At 66.6% G+C, this 15,412-nt stretch carries 16 protein-coding genes; 11 read left to right on the top strand and 5 right to left on the bottom strand.

What is annotated here, in order from left to right; translation table 11 throughout:
* Window positions 1-4 precede the first annotated feature (4 nt).
* Complete coding sequence (locus MHN80_RS03365; RefSeq protein ID WP_004019482.1) at window positions 5-1,195, bottom strand: Rieske 2Fe-2S domain-containing protein; 1,191 nt, start codon at window positions 1,193-1,195, stop codon at window positions 5-7.
* Window positions 1,196-1,280: 85 nt separating this feature from the next.
* Here MHN80_RS03365 and MHN80_RS03370 point away from each other — a divergent pair, with 85 nt between their 5' ends.
* The 11 genes from MHN80_RS03370 (at window position 1,281) to MHN80_RS03420 (ending at window position 13,469) form a co-directional block, all read left to right on the top strand.
* Window positions 1,281-1,877 carry a TetR/AcrR family transcriptional regulator gene (locus MHN80_RS03370; RefSeq protein WP_004019483.1) on the top strand — a complete coding sequence of 199 codons (597 nt, stop codon included), beginning with the start codon at window positions 1,281-1,283 and terminating at the stop codon, window positions 1,875-1,877.
* Between the two features lie 215 nt (window positions 1,878-2,092).
* The gene (locus tag MHN80_RS03375) at window positions 2,093-2,917 is read left to right on the top strand and encodes a mycofactocin-coupled SDR family oxidoreductase (RefSeq protein WP_239399543.1); all 825 of its coding nucleotides are present in this window, start codon (window positions 2,093-2,095) and stop codon (window positions 2,915-2,917) included.
* 133 nt (window positions 2,918-3,050) lie between these two features.
* A complete protein-coding gene (locus tag MHN80_RS03380; RefSeq protein ID WP_239399545.1) occupies window positions 3,051-4,151 on the top strand; it encodes a DUF559 domain-containing protein in 1,101 nt (366 codons plus the stop codon).
* Window positions 4,133-4,810 (top strand): MarR family transcriptional regulator, encoded by a 678-nt coding sequence (locus MHN80_RS03385; protein WP_239399547.1) that lies wholly within the window; start codon window positions 4,133-4,135, stop codon window positions 4,808-4,810. The genes MHN80_RS03380 and MHN80_RS03385 overlap by 19 nt, the downstream gene beginning before the upstream one ends.
* A 4-nt stretch (window positions 4,811-4,814) precedes the next feature.
* On the top strand, window positions 4,815-8,225 hold the full coding sequence (locus tag MHN80_RS03390; RefSeq protein ID WP_239399549.1) for a helicase HerA domain-containing protein: 3,411 nt from the start codon (window positions 4,815-4,817) through the stop codon (window positions 8,223-8,225).
* Window positions 8,226-8,271: 46 nt separating this feature from the next.
* On the top strand, window positions 8,272-9,693 hold the full coding sequence (locus MHN80_RS03395; protein WP_239399551.1) for an AIM24 family protein: 1,422 nt from the start codon (window positions 8,272-8,274) through the stop codon (window positions 9,691-9,693).
* A gap of 182 nt (window positions 9,694-9,875) precedes the next feature.
* Window positions 9,876-10,208, top strand: a complete 333-nt coding sequence (locus tag MHN80_RS25665) for a DUF4262 domain-containing protein (RefSeq protein WP_308219753.1) — start codon at window positions 9,876-9,878, stop codon at window positions 10,206-10,208.
* Between the two features lie 360 nt (window positions 10,209-10,568).
* The gene (locus MHN80_RS25795; RefSeq protein WP_239399553.1) at window positions 10,569-11,291 is read left to right on the top strand and encodes a hypothetical protein; all 723 of its coding nucleotides are present in this window, start codon (window positions 10,569-10,571) and stop codon (window positions 11,289-11,291) included.
* Window positions 11,215-11,883, top strand: a complete 669-nt coding sequence (locus MHN80_RS03410; protein WP_239399555.1) for an HNH endonuclease — start codon at window positions 11,215-11,217, stop codon at window positions 11,881-11,883. The genes MHN80_RS25795 and MHN80_RS03410 overlap by 77 nt, the downstream gene beginning before the upstream one ends.
* Before the next feature lie 407 nt (window positions 11,884-12,290).
* Window positions 12,291-12,743 carry an SRPBCC family protein gene (locus tag MHN80_RS03415; RefSeq protein WP_239399557.1) on the top strand — a complete coding sequence of 151 codons (453 nt, stop codon included), beginning with the start codon at window positions 12,291-12,293 and terminating at the stop codon, window positions 12,741-12,743.
* A 270-nt stretch (window positions 12,744-13,013) separates the two neighbouring features.
* Window positions 13,014-13,469: an SRPBCC family protein gene (locus MHN80_RS03420; RefSeq protein ID WP_239399559.1), complete on the top strand. Its 456-nt coding sequence runs from the start codon at window positions 13,014-13,016 to the stop codon at window positions 13,467-13,469.
* Between the two features lie 106 nt (window positions 13,470-13,575).
* Here MHN80_RS03420 and MHN80_RS03425 read toward each other — a convergent pair whose 3' ends face one another.
* Genes MHN80_RS03425 through rplN form a run of 4 tightly spaced genes read right to left on the bottom strand, consistent with a single transcriptional unit; the run spans window position 13,576 to window position 15,033 of the window.
* A complete protein-coding gene (locus MHN80_RS03425) occupies window positions 13,576-13,761 on the bottom strand; it encodes a type Z 30S ribosomal protein S14 (protein WP_004019490.1) in 186 nt (61 codons plus the stop codon).
* A 1-nt stretch (window position 13,762) separates the two neighbouring features.
* Window positions 13,763-14,344 carry a 50S ribosomal protein L5 gene (rplE, locus tag MHN80_RS03430; protein WP_055475154.1) on the bottom strand — a complete coding sequence of 194 codons (582 nt, stop codon included), beginning with the start codon at window positions 14,342-14,344 and terminating at the stop codon, window positions 13,763-13,765.
* A gap of 1 nt (window position 14,345) precedes the next feature.
* Window positions 14,346-14,663: a 50S ribosomal protein L24 gene (gene rplX / locus MHN80_RS03435; protein ID WP_004019492.1), complete on the bottom strand. Its 318-nt coding sequence runs from the start codon at window positions 14,661-14,663 to the stop codon at window positions 14,346-14,348.
* A gap of 1 nt (window position 14,664) precedes the next feature.
* Entirely contained in the window at window positions 14,665-15,033 is a 369-nt protein-coding gene (rplN, locus tag MHN80_RS03440; RefSeq protein ID WP_004019493.1) for a 50S ribosomal protein L14, read from the bottom strand.
* Window positions 15,034-15,412: the final 379 nt, after the last annotated feature.

Below are 15,412 nucleotides of genomic sequence, written 5' to 3' on the forward strand. Positions count from 1 at the left end.
GGATTCAGTGCGCGGCAGCCGTGGCGGGACGGGATCCACGTTCGCGCTCCAGCGCCTCGACATCACCGGCCACCATCTTGTGAAACAGCTGTCCCGGCAATTCGTTTCGTCCGTAGATGAGTTCGTCGACCTGACCGAACGCCGCATTGTCGGTGATCGTCTTGGTGACGAACCAATCCTCGTCGTGCAAGGTCTCCATCAGCAGTTCCCAGTTCTTGTCCAGGATCCGCTCTTCACGAGGGGTCTGCGGCTTCGTCGGCGACAGCAGCCTGATGGTGCAGTGACTGACGTTCGGGTCGTCCTTGTCCGGGACGATGGTCCAGATCTCGAAGTGCTTGGGCTCGGTGACGAGCATGGTGCCCGGATACACCGTGTAATTCGCCAGCGAGTAGTCACGGACGTCGAAACTGTCCGGGTCGGCGTCCCTGACCTCGGTGATGGCCTTGCGCGCCACCACGAGTCGCCACGACCGGTCCACCACGTCGAGAGCGGTGATGTTGCCCTCGAGGTAGTTGCACACCGTCTTCGTGTGCAACTGGCACAGGTGATAGGAGTCCTGGACGCCGTCGACCGCGATCTTCCAGTTCATGTCCAGCCGCCAGGTCTCCTTGCGCACCTGGAACGACTCCGCCATCCCGGTGTCGGTGACCTCGTCGTCGTGCTTGTCCCCGAGCACCGATCGGATGTCGAGATCGGCGCCGACCGTCGGCACCACCCAGACGAGTCCATGCCGGACCTCACACGGAAACTCCACGAGTCCGTAGTCGGCGCGGTCCATTCCGTCGAAACCCTCGGCATGCGGCATACCCCGCAGCGCACCGTCTTTGCCGTAGGACCAGTTGTGGTACGGACAGGCGAAGACGCGCTTGCACCCGGACTCACCGAACTCCACGCGCGACCCGCGGTGTCGGCACACGTTCGAGAAGGCCTTCACCGACCCGTCACTCTGCCGGATGACCAGCAACGGCGTACCTATCAACTCCGTGGTGACGAACGAGCCCGTCTTCGGCAACTCGTCGACGTGGGCGACGATGTGCGGGAATCGCCGCACCACGTCGCGTTCCTTCGCCGCCAGTTCGGCGTCGTTGAACACCGAGAACGGAACTCTCAGCAGATCGTCCGCGTAATCGGTGCTGTCGTTGTCCACGTGGTCGATCAGTCGCCGGGTCAGCCTGATCTTCTCGTCGCGCTCCATGTATCGAGACTGACACACGAGACAATCACTGTCTAGTGTCTTATCTATCTTCTTTCGATTAGGGCGCCCTTGCTACCGTCGTGTCGTGGCCGCAAGCACCGACTCCGACAAGCGCACTGACGTCCAGGAAGCGATCCTCCGGGCAGCCGAGGAGTGCTTCGCGCGTTTCGGCATGGCCAAGACCACGATGGAGGACGTCGCACGGGCGGCCTCACTGTCGCGTGCGACCGTCTATCGCTACTTCCGTGATCGCGAAGCACTCATCACCGAACTGGTGGTGCGCCGCGCCCACACCAACATGGACAAGGCCCGGGCACACATCAACAAGTGGCCGACCGTCTCCGAGCGCATCGTCGAGGGGATCTGCCGGGACATCCGCAAGGGCCATTCCGATCCGATGGTCAACCGACTGGTCGCCCCCGAATCCATGGCGCTGTCGATGCAGTTGCTCAGCGTGTCGGGACGTGCGATCGAACTGACCCGAGAACTGTGGGAGCCGGTCCTTCTCGCCGAGCAGTCGGCGGGCAACCTCCGCCCCGAGGTCGACATCGAGCTGTTGTGCGAGTGGATCTCCGAGCTCGAGATCATGTACATCAGTCAGTTCGACTCCACCGATCACTACCTCGATCGGGTCCGGACGAAGTTGCGCGCCTTCTTGATTCCCGCGATCGTCGCCGACTGAGGAGACGGCCTCGCGATCCCCGGCCGGCCAGACTCACGCGTTCCGTTCCGTGATCAATCTAACTATGTTAGTTTCGGCGGCAGCGGGACCATACTCCGCCCCGAGACGCCAGGCGCGCCGACGAGAACGTCGTGTGCTCGAACAGTGCTGCGCCACAAACCGCTCCGTCTTCGTGACCCGGTTGCTCTCGGTCCGACCAGAGAAAGACGACCATCGTGCAGAGACTCAGTGGAAAAGTTGCGTTCATCAGCGGCGTGGCACGCGGGCAGGGACGTTCCCACGCCGTTCGCCTCGCCGAGGAGGGCGCGTCGATCATCGGGCTGGACATCTGTGACCAGATCCCGACCGTGTTCTACCCGATGGCCACGCGCGAGGATCTCGCCGAGACCGAGCGACTCGTCAAGGAGGCGGGTGGCCAGATCGTGACCGCGGTGGGCGACGTGCGCGATCGGGACGACATCCGCTCGGTGCTCGACGCGGGCATCGAACGCTTCGGCCGCCTGGACACCGTGATCGCCAACGCGGGGATCATGCCGGTGATCGGTCCGGGCGAACAGACCCAGGCCTGGCATGACGCCGTGGACGTCATGCTGACCGGCGTGTGGAACGTCCTCGATCTCACCGTCCCGCGGTTGATCGAGCAGAACGAGGGCGGATCCATCGTGATCACGAGTTCCGCCGCCGGGCTGACGAGTATCGGACTCAACACGTTCGCGGGCCAGGCGGGGTACTCGGCGGCCAAGCACGGTGTCGTCGGTCTGATGCGCCTGTACTCCAAGCAGCTCGCCAAGAACCTCATCCGCGTCAACACGATCCACCCGACGGGGGTCAACACCCCGATGGTCGCCAACGTCGAATACGGGGAATTCGTCAACTCCCACCCCGAGGTGGCGAACGACGAGTCGTACAAGAACCCGATGCCGGTCGAGCTGATCGAGTCGGTCGACATCAGCAACGCGATCGTGTTCCTTGCCTCCGACGAGGCCCGCTACATCACCGGGGTGACCCTGCCGGTGGACGCCGGCTACAACGTTCGCTGACACCCGCCACCTGACACCGACCACCCTCGGGCACAGCCCGAGGGTGGTCATCGTCGTGGCACAGAGGGTGTCGCGCCGGCGAATGACGACCGAACCGGGCACCTGTCGGATTCGGGCGATATGGTCGGCAACGATGAACATCCGTCCGTCCACGCTCGACGCGGCCGTGCGTCCCGGACACGTGCTACGGGTCCACGACGTGGACGGCCTCGCCCTGGCCGACCTCGTCGACTCGGTCTCGGCCGAGCTGCCCGTGTTCCTGGACCACCGCGGGCCGACGGATCGCACTGCTCGGGAGGTCGTCGGTGAGGTCCTCGACGCCCTCGAAGACATCGTCGTCGCACTCTTCCCCACCTGGCTCCCGGGCGGCGAGTCCGGCTCGCTGGTCGATGCCGACGACGCCGAATCACGGGCGCGTGCGCTGTGCCGCGACGCCGGCTTTCCCTCGCCCGCTGTCGCCCATCTGGCCCGTGCAGCTGCCGGTGCGCGTCGACCGGTTTCGAGTCCCGCCGACGATGCCCGGGCGGGAGCGCTGACGTTCCTCCTCAGACGGTCGTACGGTCGGGACGCCGTCGTCCTGGCAGTACGCGCCCACACGGCACTGCCCGAGCGCGCCCAGCACGCCGCGGCCGCCGCATACGACTGGCTGGCGGACCACGCGGATCTCACCGTGTGGCTCACCGCCGACGCGCTACCGGCCGTCGCGCGGGTGCCGGTGGTGCGAATCGGGGTCGCCGACGGGCGGCGCCCCGACCAGACCGGCCTCGCGGAGGTGCCGGTCGAACCGTCACCGGCCCTGGGTCCCGTTCTCGTCGTCTCCCGACCGGCGGGTGGACCGGCACCGCACAGCCCCGCCGAGCAGGCTCTCGAGCGCGCCCTTGTGAACGCGCCGTGGGCGCGCGAGCGCCAGTGGAACCGGAGCCCGCGTGACCTCGATCCGCTGACGCCCGCGGTCATCGTCGACCTCCTGTGGTCGAGTGAACGGGTCGTCGTGGAGGTCGACGGCGCCGATCATCGCGGACCGGTAAAGTACGCGCGAGATCGACGTCGCGACAACATGCTTCAGCGTGCCGGGTACCTCGTTCTGCGCTACACGAACGACCACGTTCTCGATGACCCCGCGCTTGTCGTCGCAGAATTGGCCGCCGTGATCGCCGAACGCTCCCTGTCGCGACCGACGCCCGCCCGACCCCCTATGAACCGCGAGGAGCATCCGTGGACCACGCCCAGCTGACGCCGACCCAGAGTGCGGCACTGTTCGTCCTGCTGGCCGAGTCACGCGAGCTCTCCAACCCCGAACTGAAGGAGCTCGGTCCCGCGCTCGACAAGCCGGCCCGGGACCATCTCAACGCACTCGGCCTCGTCGACTCACGGATCGGCGCCCGTCGCGCCTGGTTCCACACGCTGACCGACCGCGGCTGGGCCTGGTGTGCATCCGAACTGACCTCCGAGCCACCCAAGAGATCGACCGCACCGTCGAAGGCCATGTACGCGGTCCTCGCCGGACTCGCCCGGTACCTCGACGACGAAGACCTCCGTCTGCACGAGGTGTTCGGCCGCCCACGGCGCCCGGATCACACGGAGTCCGACACCCGAGCCCGGGCGACGCCTGCGCCCGACCCCGCGTCGCGCGATCCCCGTGCGCAGATCGCGGCGGCCTACCGAGCCCGGGCCGCCGCTGCGGGCGACTTCGTCCTCGTCGCCGATCTCCGCACCGACGTGCCCGGTATGAGCGCCGAGGTCTTCGACGCCACAATGGTGGAGTTCCAGCGCGAATCCGGCGTCAGCCTCATCCCCCAGGAAGACCAGGCACTGCTGACCCCGGAAGACCGCGCCGCCGCGGTCACGGTGGGCACCCAGGCCTGTCATCTGTTCGCGATCGAGGAGATCTGATCCGATGGACGCCGACGCCCGTCAGGCACTCGAGTCCATCCGACTCAACTGGGCCGACACCCCTGACGACGTGTGGGGCACCGCCGACCCCTTTCACGTCGGCGGCCTGCACGAGGACACCATCGTCGACATCGTCCGATCCTTCGACGACGCCCGGCGCTCACCGTCGGGAAGCCCGATCGGGGTCACCGTGCGCGGACCGGCCGGATCGGGTAAGACGCACCTGCTCGGTCGGGTCCGGCATCGCGTCCAGGAGGAGGGCGGCTACTTCTTTCTCGTCAAGTTGCTCGACGCCACCGACTTCTGGCGTTCGGTTCTCGTCGCGATCATCGATGATCTCGGACGACCGGCTCCGCGACATCGCTCGCAACTGAACCAGCTCCTCCACCGACTCGCGATCGACGCCGAGGTGTCGGACGACACGCGTGCCGCGGTGACCGGTGGCGCACCGCTGCAACCCGCGGCGCTCGACGACTTCATCCACGGCGTATACACACGCCATTCCCGGCACCGGCGCCGTTCGCAGCACATCCTGCGTGCACTCGTACTGCTCGAGTCCGACGACTTCGCGGCCAAGGACCTCGGCGAGGCGTTCCTGCATCTCGACATCGACGACGCCGACGAACTCGCCGCGTGGGGGATCCGCAACGCCCGACTCGGTTACCAGGAGATCGTGGAGAACATCTCGCGCATCATCGCCTTCGATGATGCCGCGGTGCTCGCCATCGACCAGATCGACACCCTGATCGAGGCCGGGAAGACCGCCGAACCCGGCGAGGAATCCCAAGTGGAGAAGTTGGCGCACGGTCTCATGTCGGTGCGCGAGACCATGAGCCGAACGACCTGTGTGGTCTCCTCGATCTCCGCGGCGTGGGACTACCTGTCCGGGCACGTCATGCGATCGGCGGTCGACCGCTTCCGGTTACCACCCACGCTGCAGCGGCCGGCCAGCGCCGATTTCGGCCGGTTGCTCCTCGCCCGGCGGTTCGCCCCGGGTTTCGCCGGGGTGGGATTCACACCGCCGCACCCCACGTGGCCGGTGTCCGATACCGCGCTGAGGACGGCAACCGACTACACACCGCGCGAACTGATGGTGACCGTGGACCGCCAGATCGCCGCACTGCTCCGCAGCGACACCTTTGCCGAGATCACCGACCTCACCGGAGCCGCGCCGACGAGTCCCGCGACGACCACCACCACCTCCATCTCGGGGGCGGGCCAGACCACGATTCCGGGAATCGACGAATCCGGTCGCGACACAGCAACTCCCGCGACCGACCACACTCCCTCTCGAACACCGTCGTCGACATCCGTCTCGTCGGACGATGCGTCGTTCACGAAGATCGATCAGCGTTACGCGGACCTGATCTCGCGCGCCGACCCCCTACCCGCGTTGGTACCCGACACCGAGGACAGGATCGTCCCGTCACTCCTGCACGCGGGACTGTCGACCTGGATCCAGGCCCTCACGCGCGACGCCGACCGCTGGCAGCTCGACGCTCGGCCGGGCCCGAAAAGCCCGCTGCACGGGCGCATCCGGCAGCTCGTCGACCCCAACCGGGACATCGAACAGTCCTGGAGCTTCCGCGCGATCGCCGCATCGAACGCGCGGGCCGTCCAGACCCGACTGTCGAGCGCGACCACGACTTCCGGGTTCACGCTCGGCGACATCGAACGCACCCTGGTGATCCTCCGGCGGGACCCCTGGCCCACCGGCCCCAAGACCCAGCAGATGGTCACCGAACTCCACGATCGTGGGGGCCGGGTCGTGGCCTGGACCGAACACGACATCAAACGGCTCAGTGCGTTGGCCACGCTGCGCGCCGAACGGCCATCGCATCTCCGCGAGTGGATCTCCGCCCGCAACCCGGCCGCCGAGATCGGATTCATCGCCGACATCCTGGGCCCCGCACTCGAGGCGCCTGCGGCCCGTGTGGACCCACCGGTGGCACCGGCGTCACACACGGACACGACGTCCGGACGACGCGAGCCGGGCACCGCGGGCCACACCTCGACCCCGCCGACACCCCGCGAACCAGAGGCCGGGAACCCCCGGTCCACCGACCCGCAGTCCTCCGACCGCCAATCCCCCGACCTACCGTCGCGGTCGGAGTCGCCGGGTTCGTTCGTCGGCGGATCACGCTCGCGGACAACCGCATCCGTCGTCGACCAGTCGATCACACTCGGGCGAGGTGTCGCCACCGGCGAGGAGGTGACGGTCTCACTGCTCGCCCTGCGCAAGCACGTGGCGCTGTTCGCCGGATCCGGTTCGGGTAAGACGGTGCTCATCCGACGCATCGTCGAAGAGGCTGCGTTGCAGGGAGTGTCATCGATCATCCTGGATGTGAACAACGACCTCGCCCGCCTGGGGACACCGTGGCCGGACGACGACCCGCGCCCGTGGACACCCGCCGACCGCGAACTCGCCAAGCGCTACCTCCACGACACCGAGGTCGCCGTTTTCACCCCGGGCCGGGCATCGGGACGTCCACTGAGTTTCCAACCGCTACCGGACTTCAGCACGGTCGCCGGCAACCCCGACGAGTTCCGCGCCGCGGTCGACTCCGCCGTCGGCGCGCTGATCCCGCATGCCCGGGCGATCGGCACCAGCGCGAAGGCCTACCGGCAGCAAGCAGTCCTGCAGCAGTCCATGGAGGCCTTCGGACGCCGCGGCGGCGGAACCCTGCAGGCCTACGTCGGATTGCTGACCGAGTTGCCGGACGACGCGAGCACCCTCGCCGACGCTCCCAAGCTCGCCGCCGAACTCGCCGAGAACCTCAAGGCCTCCATGGCGATCGATCCCGTCTTCGGGGGTGACGCCGCCCCGGCCGACCCCGGGTTCCTCCTCACCCCGGGTCCCGGCTTCCGGGCCCGGGTGTCGGTCATCAATCTCGCCGGCCTGGGCACCGACGACCGGCGGGCGAGTTTCGTGAACCAGCTCCAGATGGCACTGTTCGCCTGGATCAAGAAGAACCCCGCCGCGGATCGACCACTCGGCGGCCTGCTCGTGATGGACGAGGCGCAGAACTTCGCCCCGTCCGTCCGGATGACCGCGGCGTCGAAGAGCACCAGTGCACTGGCGTCGCAGGCTCGCAAGTACGGGCTCGGCCTGATCTTCGCGACCCAGTCACCAACCGGTATCGACAACAAGATCTCGGCCAACTCCTCGACCCAGATCTTCGGGCTTCTCAATCATCCGACACAGATCGACCGCGCCAAGGAACTCGCCGCCAACAAGGGCAGCAGGGTGCCCGACATCGGCAAGCTACCGGCGGGAACGTTCTACATCGCGAGCGAGGGCGGGCGGTTCGCGAAAGCGGCGACCCCGCTGTGCCTGACATATCACCCGTCGAGTCCCCCGACCGAGGACGAGGTGGTCGAACTCGCCCGCTCGACGGCACCGCGCGGACAGTGATGGGGATACCCGACTCCGCCGACGGTCGGCCGCGACGATTGGCACAATGGACTCCGTGCTCACGCTGACCGCCGGAGAGAACCGACCACTGCCCTCGTCGGCCGTGACCGTCTCGGTGCGCTCGGCGTCGCCGGTGAACACCTCGGCGATCCTGCTCACCGACGCGGGCCGTGTCCGCTCCGATGCCGATCTCATCTTCTACAACCAGCCCGCCGGCCCCGGCGTCGGCTTCCGCTCCGACGGATCCGCCGACATCATCTCCATCGACACCGCCGCCCTACCCCGCGACATCGTGACGGTGGTGGTCGCGGCGAGTCTCGACGGGACCGGACCCGCGAGCTTCGCCACCGCGGGTGCGCTCACCGCCACGGTGACCGGCGGCGGCGCCGAGCTCACCTTCAGCCCCGCGGGCCTCACCAGCGAAGCCGCCGTCGTGTGCCTGGAGATCTACCGGCGCAACGACATGTGGAAGGTCCGTGCCGTCGGACAGGGATACGACGCGGGTCTCGCGGGCCTGGCGACCGCCTTCGGTATCGAGGTCGACGAGGAGCCCGCACCGCCGTCACCACCCGGACACCCTCCGCGGGTGACCGATCCGCAGCCCTGGCCACCGGCGGCCACACGACCGCCGGCAGCACCACCAGCGTCGTCGCCCGGAGCTCAAGCGTCGCAATCGAATACACCGCCACCGAGGCCTCCGGTCACCGCCCAACCACAGGGAGTTCCCATGCACAGCGATCTGTTCGCGCCGTCCCACGCCGAGGTCACCGGGCAGGGCATACAGAAGCAGGGCAGCAAGATGTGCCGCGTGGGGCTCGCCGGCGAGGTGATGGCCCGCAGCGGCTCGATGGTCGCGTACCAGGGCAATCTGAAATTCGAGGCGCTCGGCTCCGGAGGGCTCGGCCGGATGATGCGTCAGGCGATGACCGGCGAGGGCGTCCCGCTGATGAAGGTCACCGGGCAGGGCGACCTGTTCCTCGCCGATGCCGCGTCGGACGTGCACCTCATCGATCTCGACGGGTCCGACGGCCTCACCATCAACGGCGCCAACGTACTCGCCTTCGACTCGTCACTCTCCTACGACATCGCCCGCGTGCAGGGTGCCGGCGCGATGAGCAACGCCGGCATGTTCAACTGCGTCTTCACCGGCCGCGGGCGGATCGCCATCACCACCGACGGCACGCCGGTCGTCCTCAACGTCGACGCCGCGACCTACGCCGACCCCCAGGCCGCGGTCGCGTGGTCGTCGAGCCTGCGCACCTCGGTGAAGTCGAACGACTCGTTCAACCTCGGCACCCTCATGGGACGCAGCACCGGCGAGCGGTTCACCCTCGAGTTCTCCGGTCGGGGTTTCGTCGTCGTCCAGCCGTCGGAACTCCCGCCCGGCGGGTTCGTCGGCGGCACCGGCGGCGGGAGCGCGGCCGGCTCCGGCGCCGGCGGCATGCTGGGCGGCATCCTCGGCCGCTGACGAAGCGGAACTCGGCATGTCTCCCGAGTTTGCCGGTGCCGCCTGCTCTACTACGGTCCACCGTCGAACACCAGGAGCGAGCATGGCCCACCCCTTCTCCGATCTGCGGGGTCTGCCCCGCCGGCACCCCGATCCGCTGGTACGCGAGACGCACGAACGCGTCCGGCGCTGCGGTTGGGCGGGTGACGGCAGTCAGTGACGAGTGCACGTTCCACTCTCACGAATGCGAAGCACCGGACTGCTCCTTCGCGTACACCACCGGCCTGCGCCTGCACGACCTCCCAGAGTTGGCGGTATACGGGCTGGATGCCCGAACGAGTGCATTGGTTCTCAACGAGTTGGGCAGCGTGTTTCACACCTATGACTGGCACTCGATCGTATCGAATTCGATTCCCGTGCAACTGGAATCACTTGATGTCCCGGTCACCGTGATCGAAGTGATGGACAGATCCGACCTGACCGTCACCAATCGTCCTCTATCCGGACGCTCCGGTCTTGCAGGCGGTGTGGCCTGACGATCCGGGCAGCTACCCGTGGGAAGAGGGTTACACCCCTTGCACCGGAACACCAGTTCGTGAAGGGCGTACACGACCCGCGATCGACCAGAGTCGATAGTCCGCGCGTAATCCACCCGCACCCCTGAATGAACCGGGCGCAGCGGCGCAATGCGGCCCGAAACCGACGTCTACGCTGAGCAGGCGCGCGGACTGCATTGAGGGGGCCATCAGCCGTTCGGTTCTTGTCAGTGCTCCCGCATACAGTGATTCCTATAGGCCCCGCAGATGAAAGACGCATATCGGCGTTACGCCGGTGTCGAACCAACGATGACGAGAAGCCCTGCCTCCAGTTCCGTCCTGTGATGTGGAAGGTCCGTCATGACAACAACACTCGCCACCATGCTGTGCCCAGAGACCGAGAGTGTCGAACACTCCGGCGGTGAGGGTTATCTCGCCGTGTTGGCTGCGATTCGCGAGGCGCTGTGGGATCTGCCCCCTGGCGGCGCGGAGCCGACCGGCCGTCGAGCGAGCACCGCGATGTCTCTGCTGATCGAACTGCGCTCCATCCTGGACCACCACGCCGCCGTCGGAGCTGCCACCCTGGACCGTCTCGGTGTGGCCCGACAGTCGACCGGCAGGACGTCCACCCTGCTGATCACGATGGGTGCAGCACCCGCAATCGCGCACCGCTGGTTGCGGATCGGCAACGCACACGCGTGGCTTTGTCGGTTACCGAGTCACACCGCCGACGGCGCGATCTCTGGCGAACACGCTGATGCCGTCGTGAGCGGCATTGCACATGTCGGGCGTCGAGCACCCGAGGGTGTCTGCGTCGAGGAACGAGCAGAGGTCGAGCAGACCCTCATCGCGCAGGCGATGTCCGGCGCCACCCCTGCCGAAATCGCCCAGAAGGCACGCGAACTGGGCAACGAGTACGCGGTCGGGGACCGGCGGCCTGCCTGCCGGCGGGGACCGCACCATCAACGAGTTCACCGTCATCCCGACCGGGGAAGGCCGGGTCAGCGTGCGCGGCGATCTCGACACGGTGATCGGCGAAAAGCTCACCGCGGCAATCGAATCTCTGAACACTCCAAGGTCTGAACCCGACGGTTCCGATGACTCTCGGACCACCGGGGCCCGCAACGCAGATGCTCTGGAACTCATCACCGATGCCGCGGCGCTGGCCGACACCACCCTTGCAACCCCACCGAAGACGCACGTCAGCGTGCTCCTGCCGGCGGCTGCTCCGGACAAGGCCAGCCTGTTGTGGCTGGGTTCGATCAGCCCCACCACCGCATCCTTGCTGGCGTGCGACTCCTCTGTCACCGATGTGGTAGTCGACGGCGACGCCGTCCCCCTGCAGATGGGCACTTCCAGACGGCTGTTCCCGGCGCATCTGCGTAGAGCGATCATCATCCGCGACCGGTGCTGCATCAAATGCGGCGCGCCGGCGGGCCGCACCCACGTCCGCCACATCCAGTTCTGGAGCCACGGCGGTTCCACTGACATCGACAACGGGTGCTTGCTCTGCCCGTCCTGCCACGCCCACATCCATGCCGGCCAGTGGGAGATCATCATGGGGCGCGACCGTCACCCGTGGCTGGTCCCACCCGCATCGATCGATCCGATCCGAACGCCGTTGCCGGCATACAACCGCCGCACCATGACTCTCGATGATCGGGCTTCAGCCTGATCCACCTCGGTGGTCGATGACCGACTCGTATCGGCGAACGGCCGGAGAGCCCGAGCGCCTGATACTTCTGAAGGCGAATCCGTCGAGGGACGACGCCCCGCGTAGCACCTTTTCGCACCGATCCGTCGGAGCGCGCATGCCCTTTGAGAACTTCATAGTGTTCACGCCCGACCTGTGGTGCGGGTGAACTGCGTAAGGCCCCACCTCCCCGGTGGGGGGTGGGGCCTTACAGCGCGACTGTCAGGCCAGTGCGAAGTCACCAGCTCGACTTCTGGCACACCCGGCAAGTCGACGTCGCGACTGGGTGGCATCCGTGGGTGCTGAGCCCCAACGGGATTCCGTAGCGAGAAATGCTGCCATAGTTCGCTTTTCGCCATGCAGTCCGGCGGGCGGGTAACGTCGACGTCATGCCCGAAGCCAGTGCGACAGTCCTCGTCCGACAACCCCTCACCACGGTGTGGGAGTACTGCCTCATCCCGGAGCACGTCGCGGCGCTGACGCCCGGCGTGATCGGCGTCGAGACCGTCACCGACGGGCCGGTCTCGGTCGGGACCGTCTGGCGCGGCCAGATGAAGGGGCTCGGCCGCGCTGTCGACTGGACCGGCGAGTTCACACGGGTGGATGCGCACACGGCCACCGAGTTCTCCTCCACGGAGTCACCGCTCGAGTTCGCCATCTCGGCCACGTTCGCGGAGGTTGGCCGCGGCGTCGAACTCACCTACCGCATCCGCAACGCCGGGGCCGGCGGGGCGGTCGGGAAGCTCGCCGACGCGCTGGCGATCCGCGCGTATCAGCGGTCGCTCTCCGCGAACGCGAAGAAGCTGCCGCGCCTCGTCGACGAATGGGCCGCCACCCACTGACGACGAGGCGGCCCGAGGAGTGCGGTGTCGGGCATCAGCCCACGAGCGACGATCTCCGACGGACATAACCTCGAGAACGACGTAGACGAAAGTCTTTGTTAGACATACGAATCGGTGACAAATCGGACGTAGCCTTCGCGGTCGACGGGGAGTACTCTGACCAGCGGATGCATCTCGTCCGGACCGTGATCACCACCCGCCCCGAGACGGTGTGCGGCGTGGGCCCCGGCCCTGCCGTCTTACAATCGTTCGCACACAAGGGATTTCATCATGCCCGAATCCAGCGCATCCGTCACCGTCAAGCAACCACTCGAAACCGTCTGGGAGTACATGTCCACTCCCGAACACACCACCGCATACCTACCGGGAACCGTGGAGGTCACCCCGCTGTCCGATGGGCCACTAGCCGTCGGTACGCAGTGGAAGGGCAAGACGGCCGGCCTCGGTCGGACGGTGGACTGGCGGGGAGAGTTCACCCGTGTCGACACCTGTAAGGAGACGGAGTTCCAGACCGTCGAAGCGCCGTTCCCGTTCACCACGCACATCTCGCTGGAGGAGACCTCCGACGGCGTCCGGGTGACGTGTCGAATCACGTCCTCCACCGGCTTCGGCGGAGTGTTCGGCAAGATGGCCGACCCCATCGTCAACCGCATCTATCAGCGTTCGCTCACCGCGTCGATCGAGAGCGTCCCCGACCTCATCGAGGAGTGGCTCGCTCAGCAGTGACACGACAACGGCCCCATCTCGCGGAAGCAAGATGAGGCCGTCGGCGAATCGGTGGTGCAGATGCGCGCTGTGAGCGCGATCTGCTACGAAATCCGAGGGGTGAAAGTCACCAGCTGGACTTCTGCACACCCGGCAGCTCGCCGGCGTGTGCCATGTCGCGCAGGCAGATTCGGCACAGGCCGAACTTGCGGAACACCGAGTGCGGGCGACCGCACTTGTTGCACCGGGTGTAGGCCCGCACGGCGAACTTGGGCTTCTTGTTGGCCTTGTTGACCAGAGCCTTCTTTGCCATGTCAGTTGTCCTTAACGTTGTTGTCCTTGAACGGGAAGCCCAGGGCACGCAGCAGCGCCCGGCCTTCGTCGTCCGTGGTGGCCGACGTCACGACGGTGATGTCCATACCGCGGGGCCGGTCGATGTTGTCGATGTTGATCTCGTGGAACATCGACTGCTCGTTCAGGCCGAACGTGTAGTTGCCGTTGCCGTCGAACTGACGGTCCGACAGGCCGCGGAAGTCGCGGATACGCGGGAGGGCGATGGACACGAGGCGGTCCAGGAACTCCCACATGCGGTCGCCACGGAGGGTGACGCGCGCACCGATCGGCATGCCCTCGCGCAGCTTGAACTGCGCGATGGACTTGCGAGCGCGACGGATCTCCGGCTTCTGGCCGGTGATCTTGGCCAGATCCTCGACGGCGCCGTTGATCAGCTTCGCGTCACGGGCGGCGTCGCCGACACCCATGTTCACGACGACCTTCACGACGCCCGGGATCAGCATCACGTTGGGGTATTCGAACTCTTTGTTCAGCGTGTCCTTGATCTCCTCGCGGTAGCGAGTCTTCAGGCGCGGCTGGATCTTGGGTTCAGTAGAGGTCATGTCAGATGTCCTTCCCGCTCTTGCGCGAGATCCGGACCTTCTTGCCCGATTCCTCGTCGACGCGGTAGCCGACGCGGGTCGGGTTGCCGTCGGAATCCACGACCATCACGTTCGAGACGTGGATCGAGGCTTCCTGGGTCACGATGCCGCCGGAGGAGGCACCGCGCTCGTTGGCCGACGCGGCGGTGTGCTTCTTGATTCGGTTGACGCCCTCGACGAGAACTCGCTGCGTCTTCGGGAAGGCCTGGATGACCTTGCCCTTGGCGCCCTTGTCCTTGCCAGAGATGACGATCACGGTGTCACCCTTGTGGACCTTCATGTCAGATCACCTCCGGTGCCAGCGACACGATCTTCATGAACTTCTTCTCGCGCAGCTCGCGGCCGACCGGGCCGAAGATGCGGGTACCGCGGGGGTCGCTCTCACCCTTGAGGATGACGGCGGCGTTCTCGTCGAAGCGGATGTAGCTTCCGTCCGCACGACGGCGCTCCTTGGTGGTGCGCACGATGACGGCCTTGACGACCTCACCCTTCTTGACGTTGCCGCCCGGGATGGCGTCCTTGACAGTGGCGACGATGACGTCGCCAATGCCGGCGTAGCGCCGCGAGGAACCGCCGAGCACGCGGATGCACAAGATCTCCTTGGCACCGGTGTTGTCGGCAACTCGCAGGCGGGATTCCTGCTGAATCACTCGTTAGTCTCCTTGACCTGGCTTCTTATGTACGGCGGATTTCCGACCCGACGCACACGGTCCGTTGCCACCGAACACACGCCTGCCTGGGGTTTTGGCCAGGCTGTGACACCTGAGCGGTCCGCCCCAGTGGGTTCGTGAGCCGATTCGCGACACAACAGTGCCGCAGGCAACCCCACAAGTGTAGGGGAATGCCCAGGTCCGGGCCAAATCGGTGCCGCCGTCATCGGCCGCGGGTTTCGGATGACACCGGGCCGGGAAAGTTTTTTTCGCATCGACCCATCTGGGGTGTACCGCCACGCGAAGCACCCATGAGACGAGATCGACCAGATTACAAGCCCGCCCGGCGAGCCACGAGAGCGCGTCGGGAGGGAGCGAA

This window comes from Gordonia sp. McavH-238-E (genome assembly GCF_022348225.1).
In the GTDB taxonomy this organism is placed as follows: Bacteria; Actinomycetota; Actinomycetes; order Mycobacteriales; family Mycobacteriaceae; genus Gordonia; species Gordonia terrae.

Bases quoted from the DNA above. Each gene is read 5' to 3' on its own strand.
- MHN80_RS03365 (WP_004019482.1), bottom strand. From the start codon at position 1,195: ATGGAGCGCGACGAGAAGATCAGGCTGACCCGGCGACTGATCGACCAC.
- MHN80_RS03380 (WP_239399545.1), top strand. From the start codon at position 3,051: ATGAACATCCGTCCGTCCACGCTCGACGCGGCCGTGCGTCCCGGACAC.
- MHN80_RS03390 (WP_239399549.1), top strand. From the start codon at position 4,815: ATGGACGCCGACGCCCGTCAGGCACTCGAGTCCATCCGACTCAACTGG.
- MHN80_RS03395 (WP_239399551.1), top strand. From the start codon at position 8,272: ATGGACTCCGTGCTCACGCTGACCGCCGGAGAGAACCGACCACTGCCC.
- MHN80_RS25795 (WP_239399553.1), top strand. From the start codon at position 10,569: ATGACAACAACACTCGCCACCATGCTGTGCCCAGAGACCGAGAGTGTC.
- MHN80_RS03415 (WP_239399557.1), top strand. From the start codon at position 12,291: ATGCCCGAAGCCAGTGCGACAGTCCTCGTCCGACAACCCCTCACCACG.
- MHN80_RS03420 (WP_239399559.1), top strand. From the start codon at position 13,014: ATGCCCGAATCCAGCGCATCCGTCACCGTCAAGCAACCACTCGAAACC.
- MHN80_RS03425 (WP_004019490.1), bottom strand. From the start codon at position 13,761: ATGGCAAAGAAGGCTCTGGTCAACAAGGCCAACAAGAAGCCCAAGTTC.
- rplE (WP_055475154.1), bottom strand. From the start codon at position 14,344: ATGACCTCTACTGAACCCAAGATCCAGCCGCGCCTGAAGACTCGCTAC.
- rplX (WP_004019492.1), bottom strand. From the start codon at position 14,663: ATGAAGGTCCACAAGGGTGACACCGTGATCGTCATCTCTGGCAAGGAC.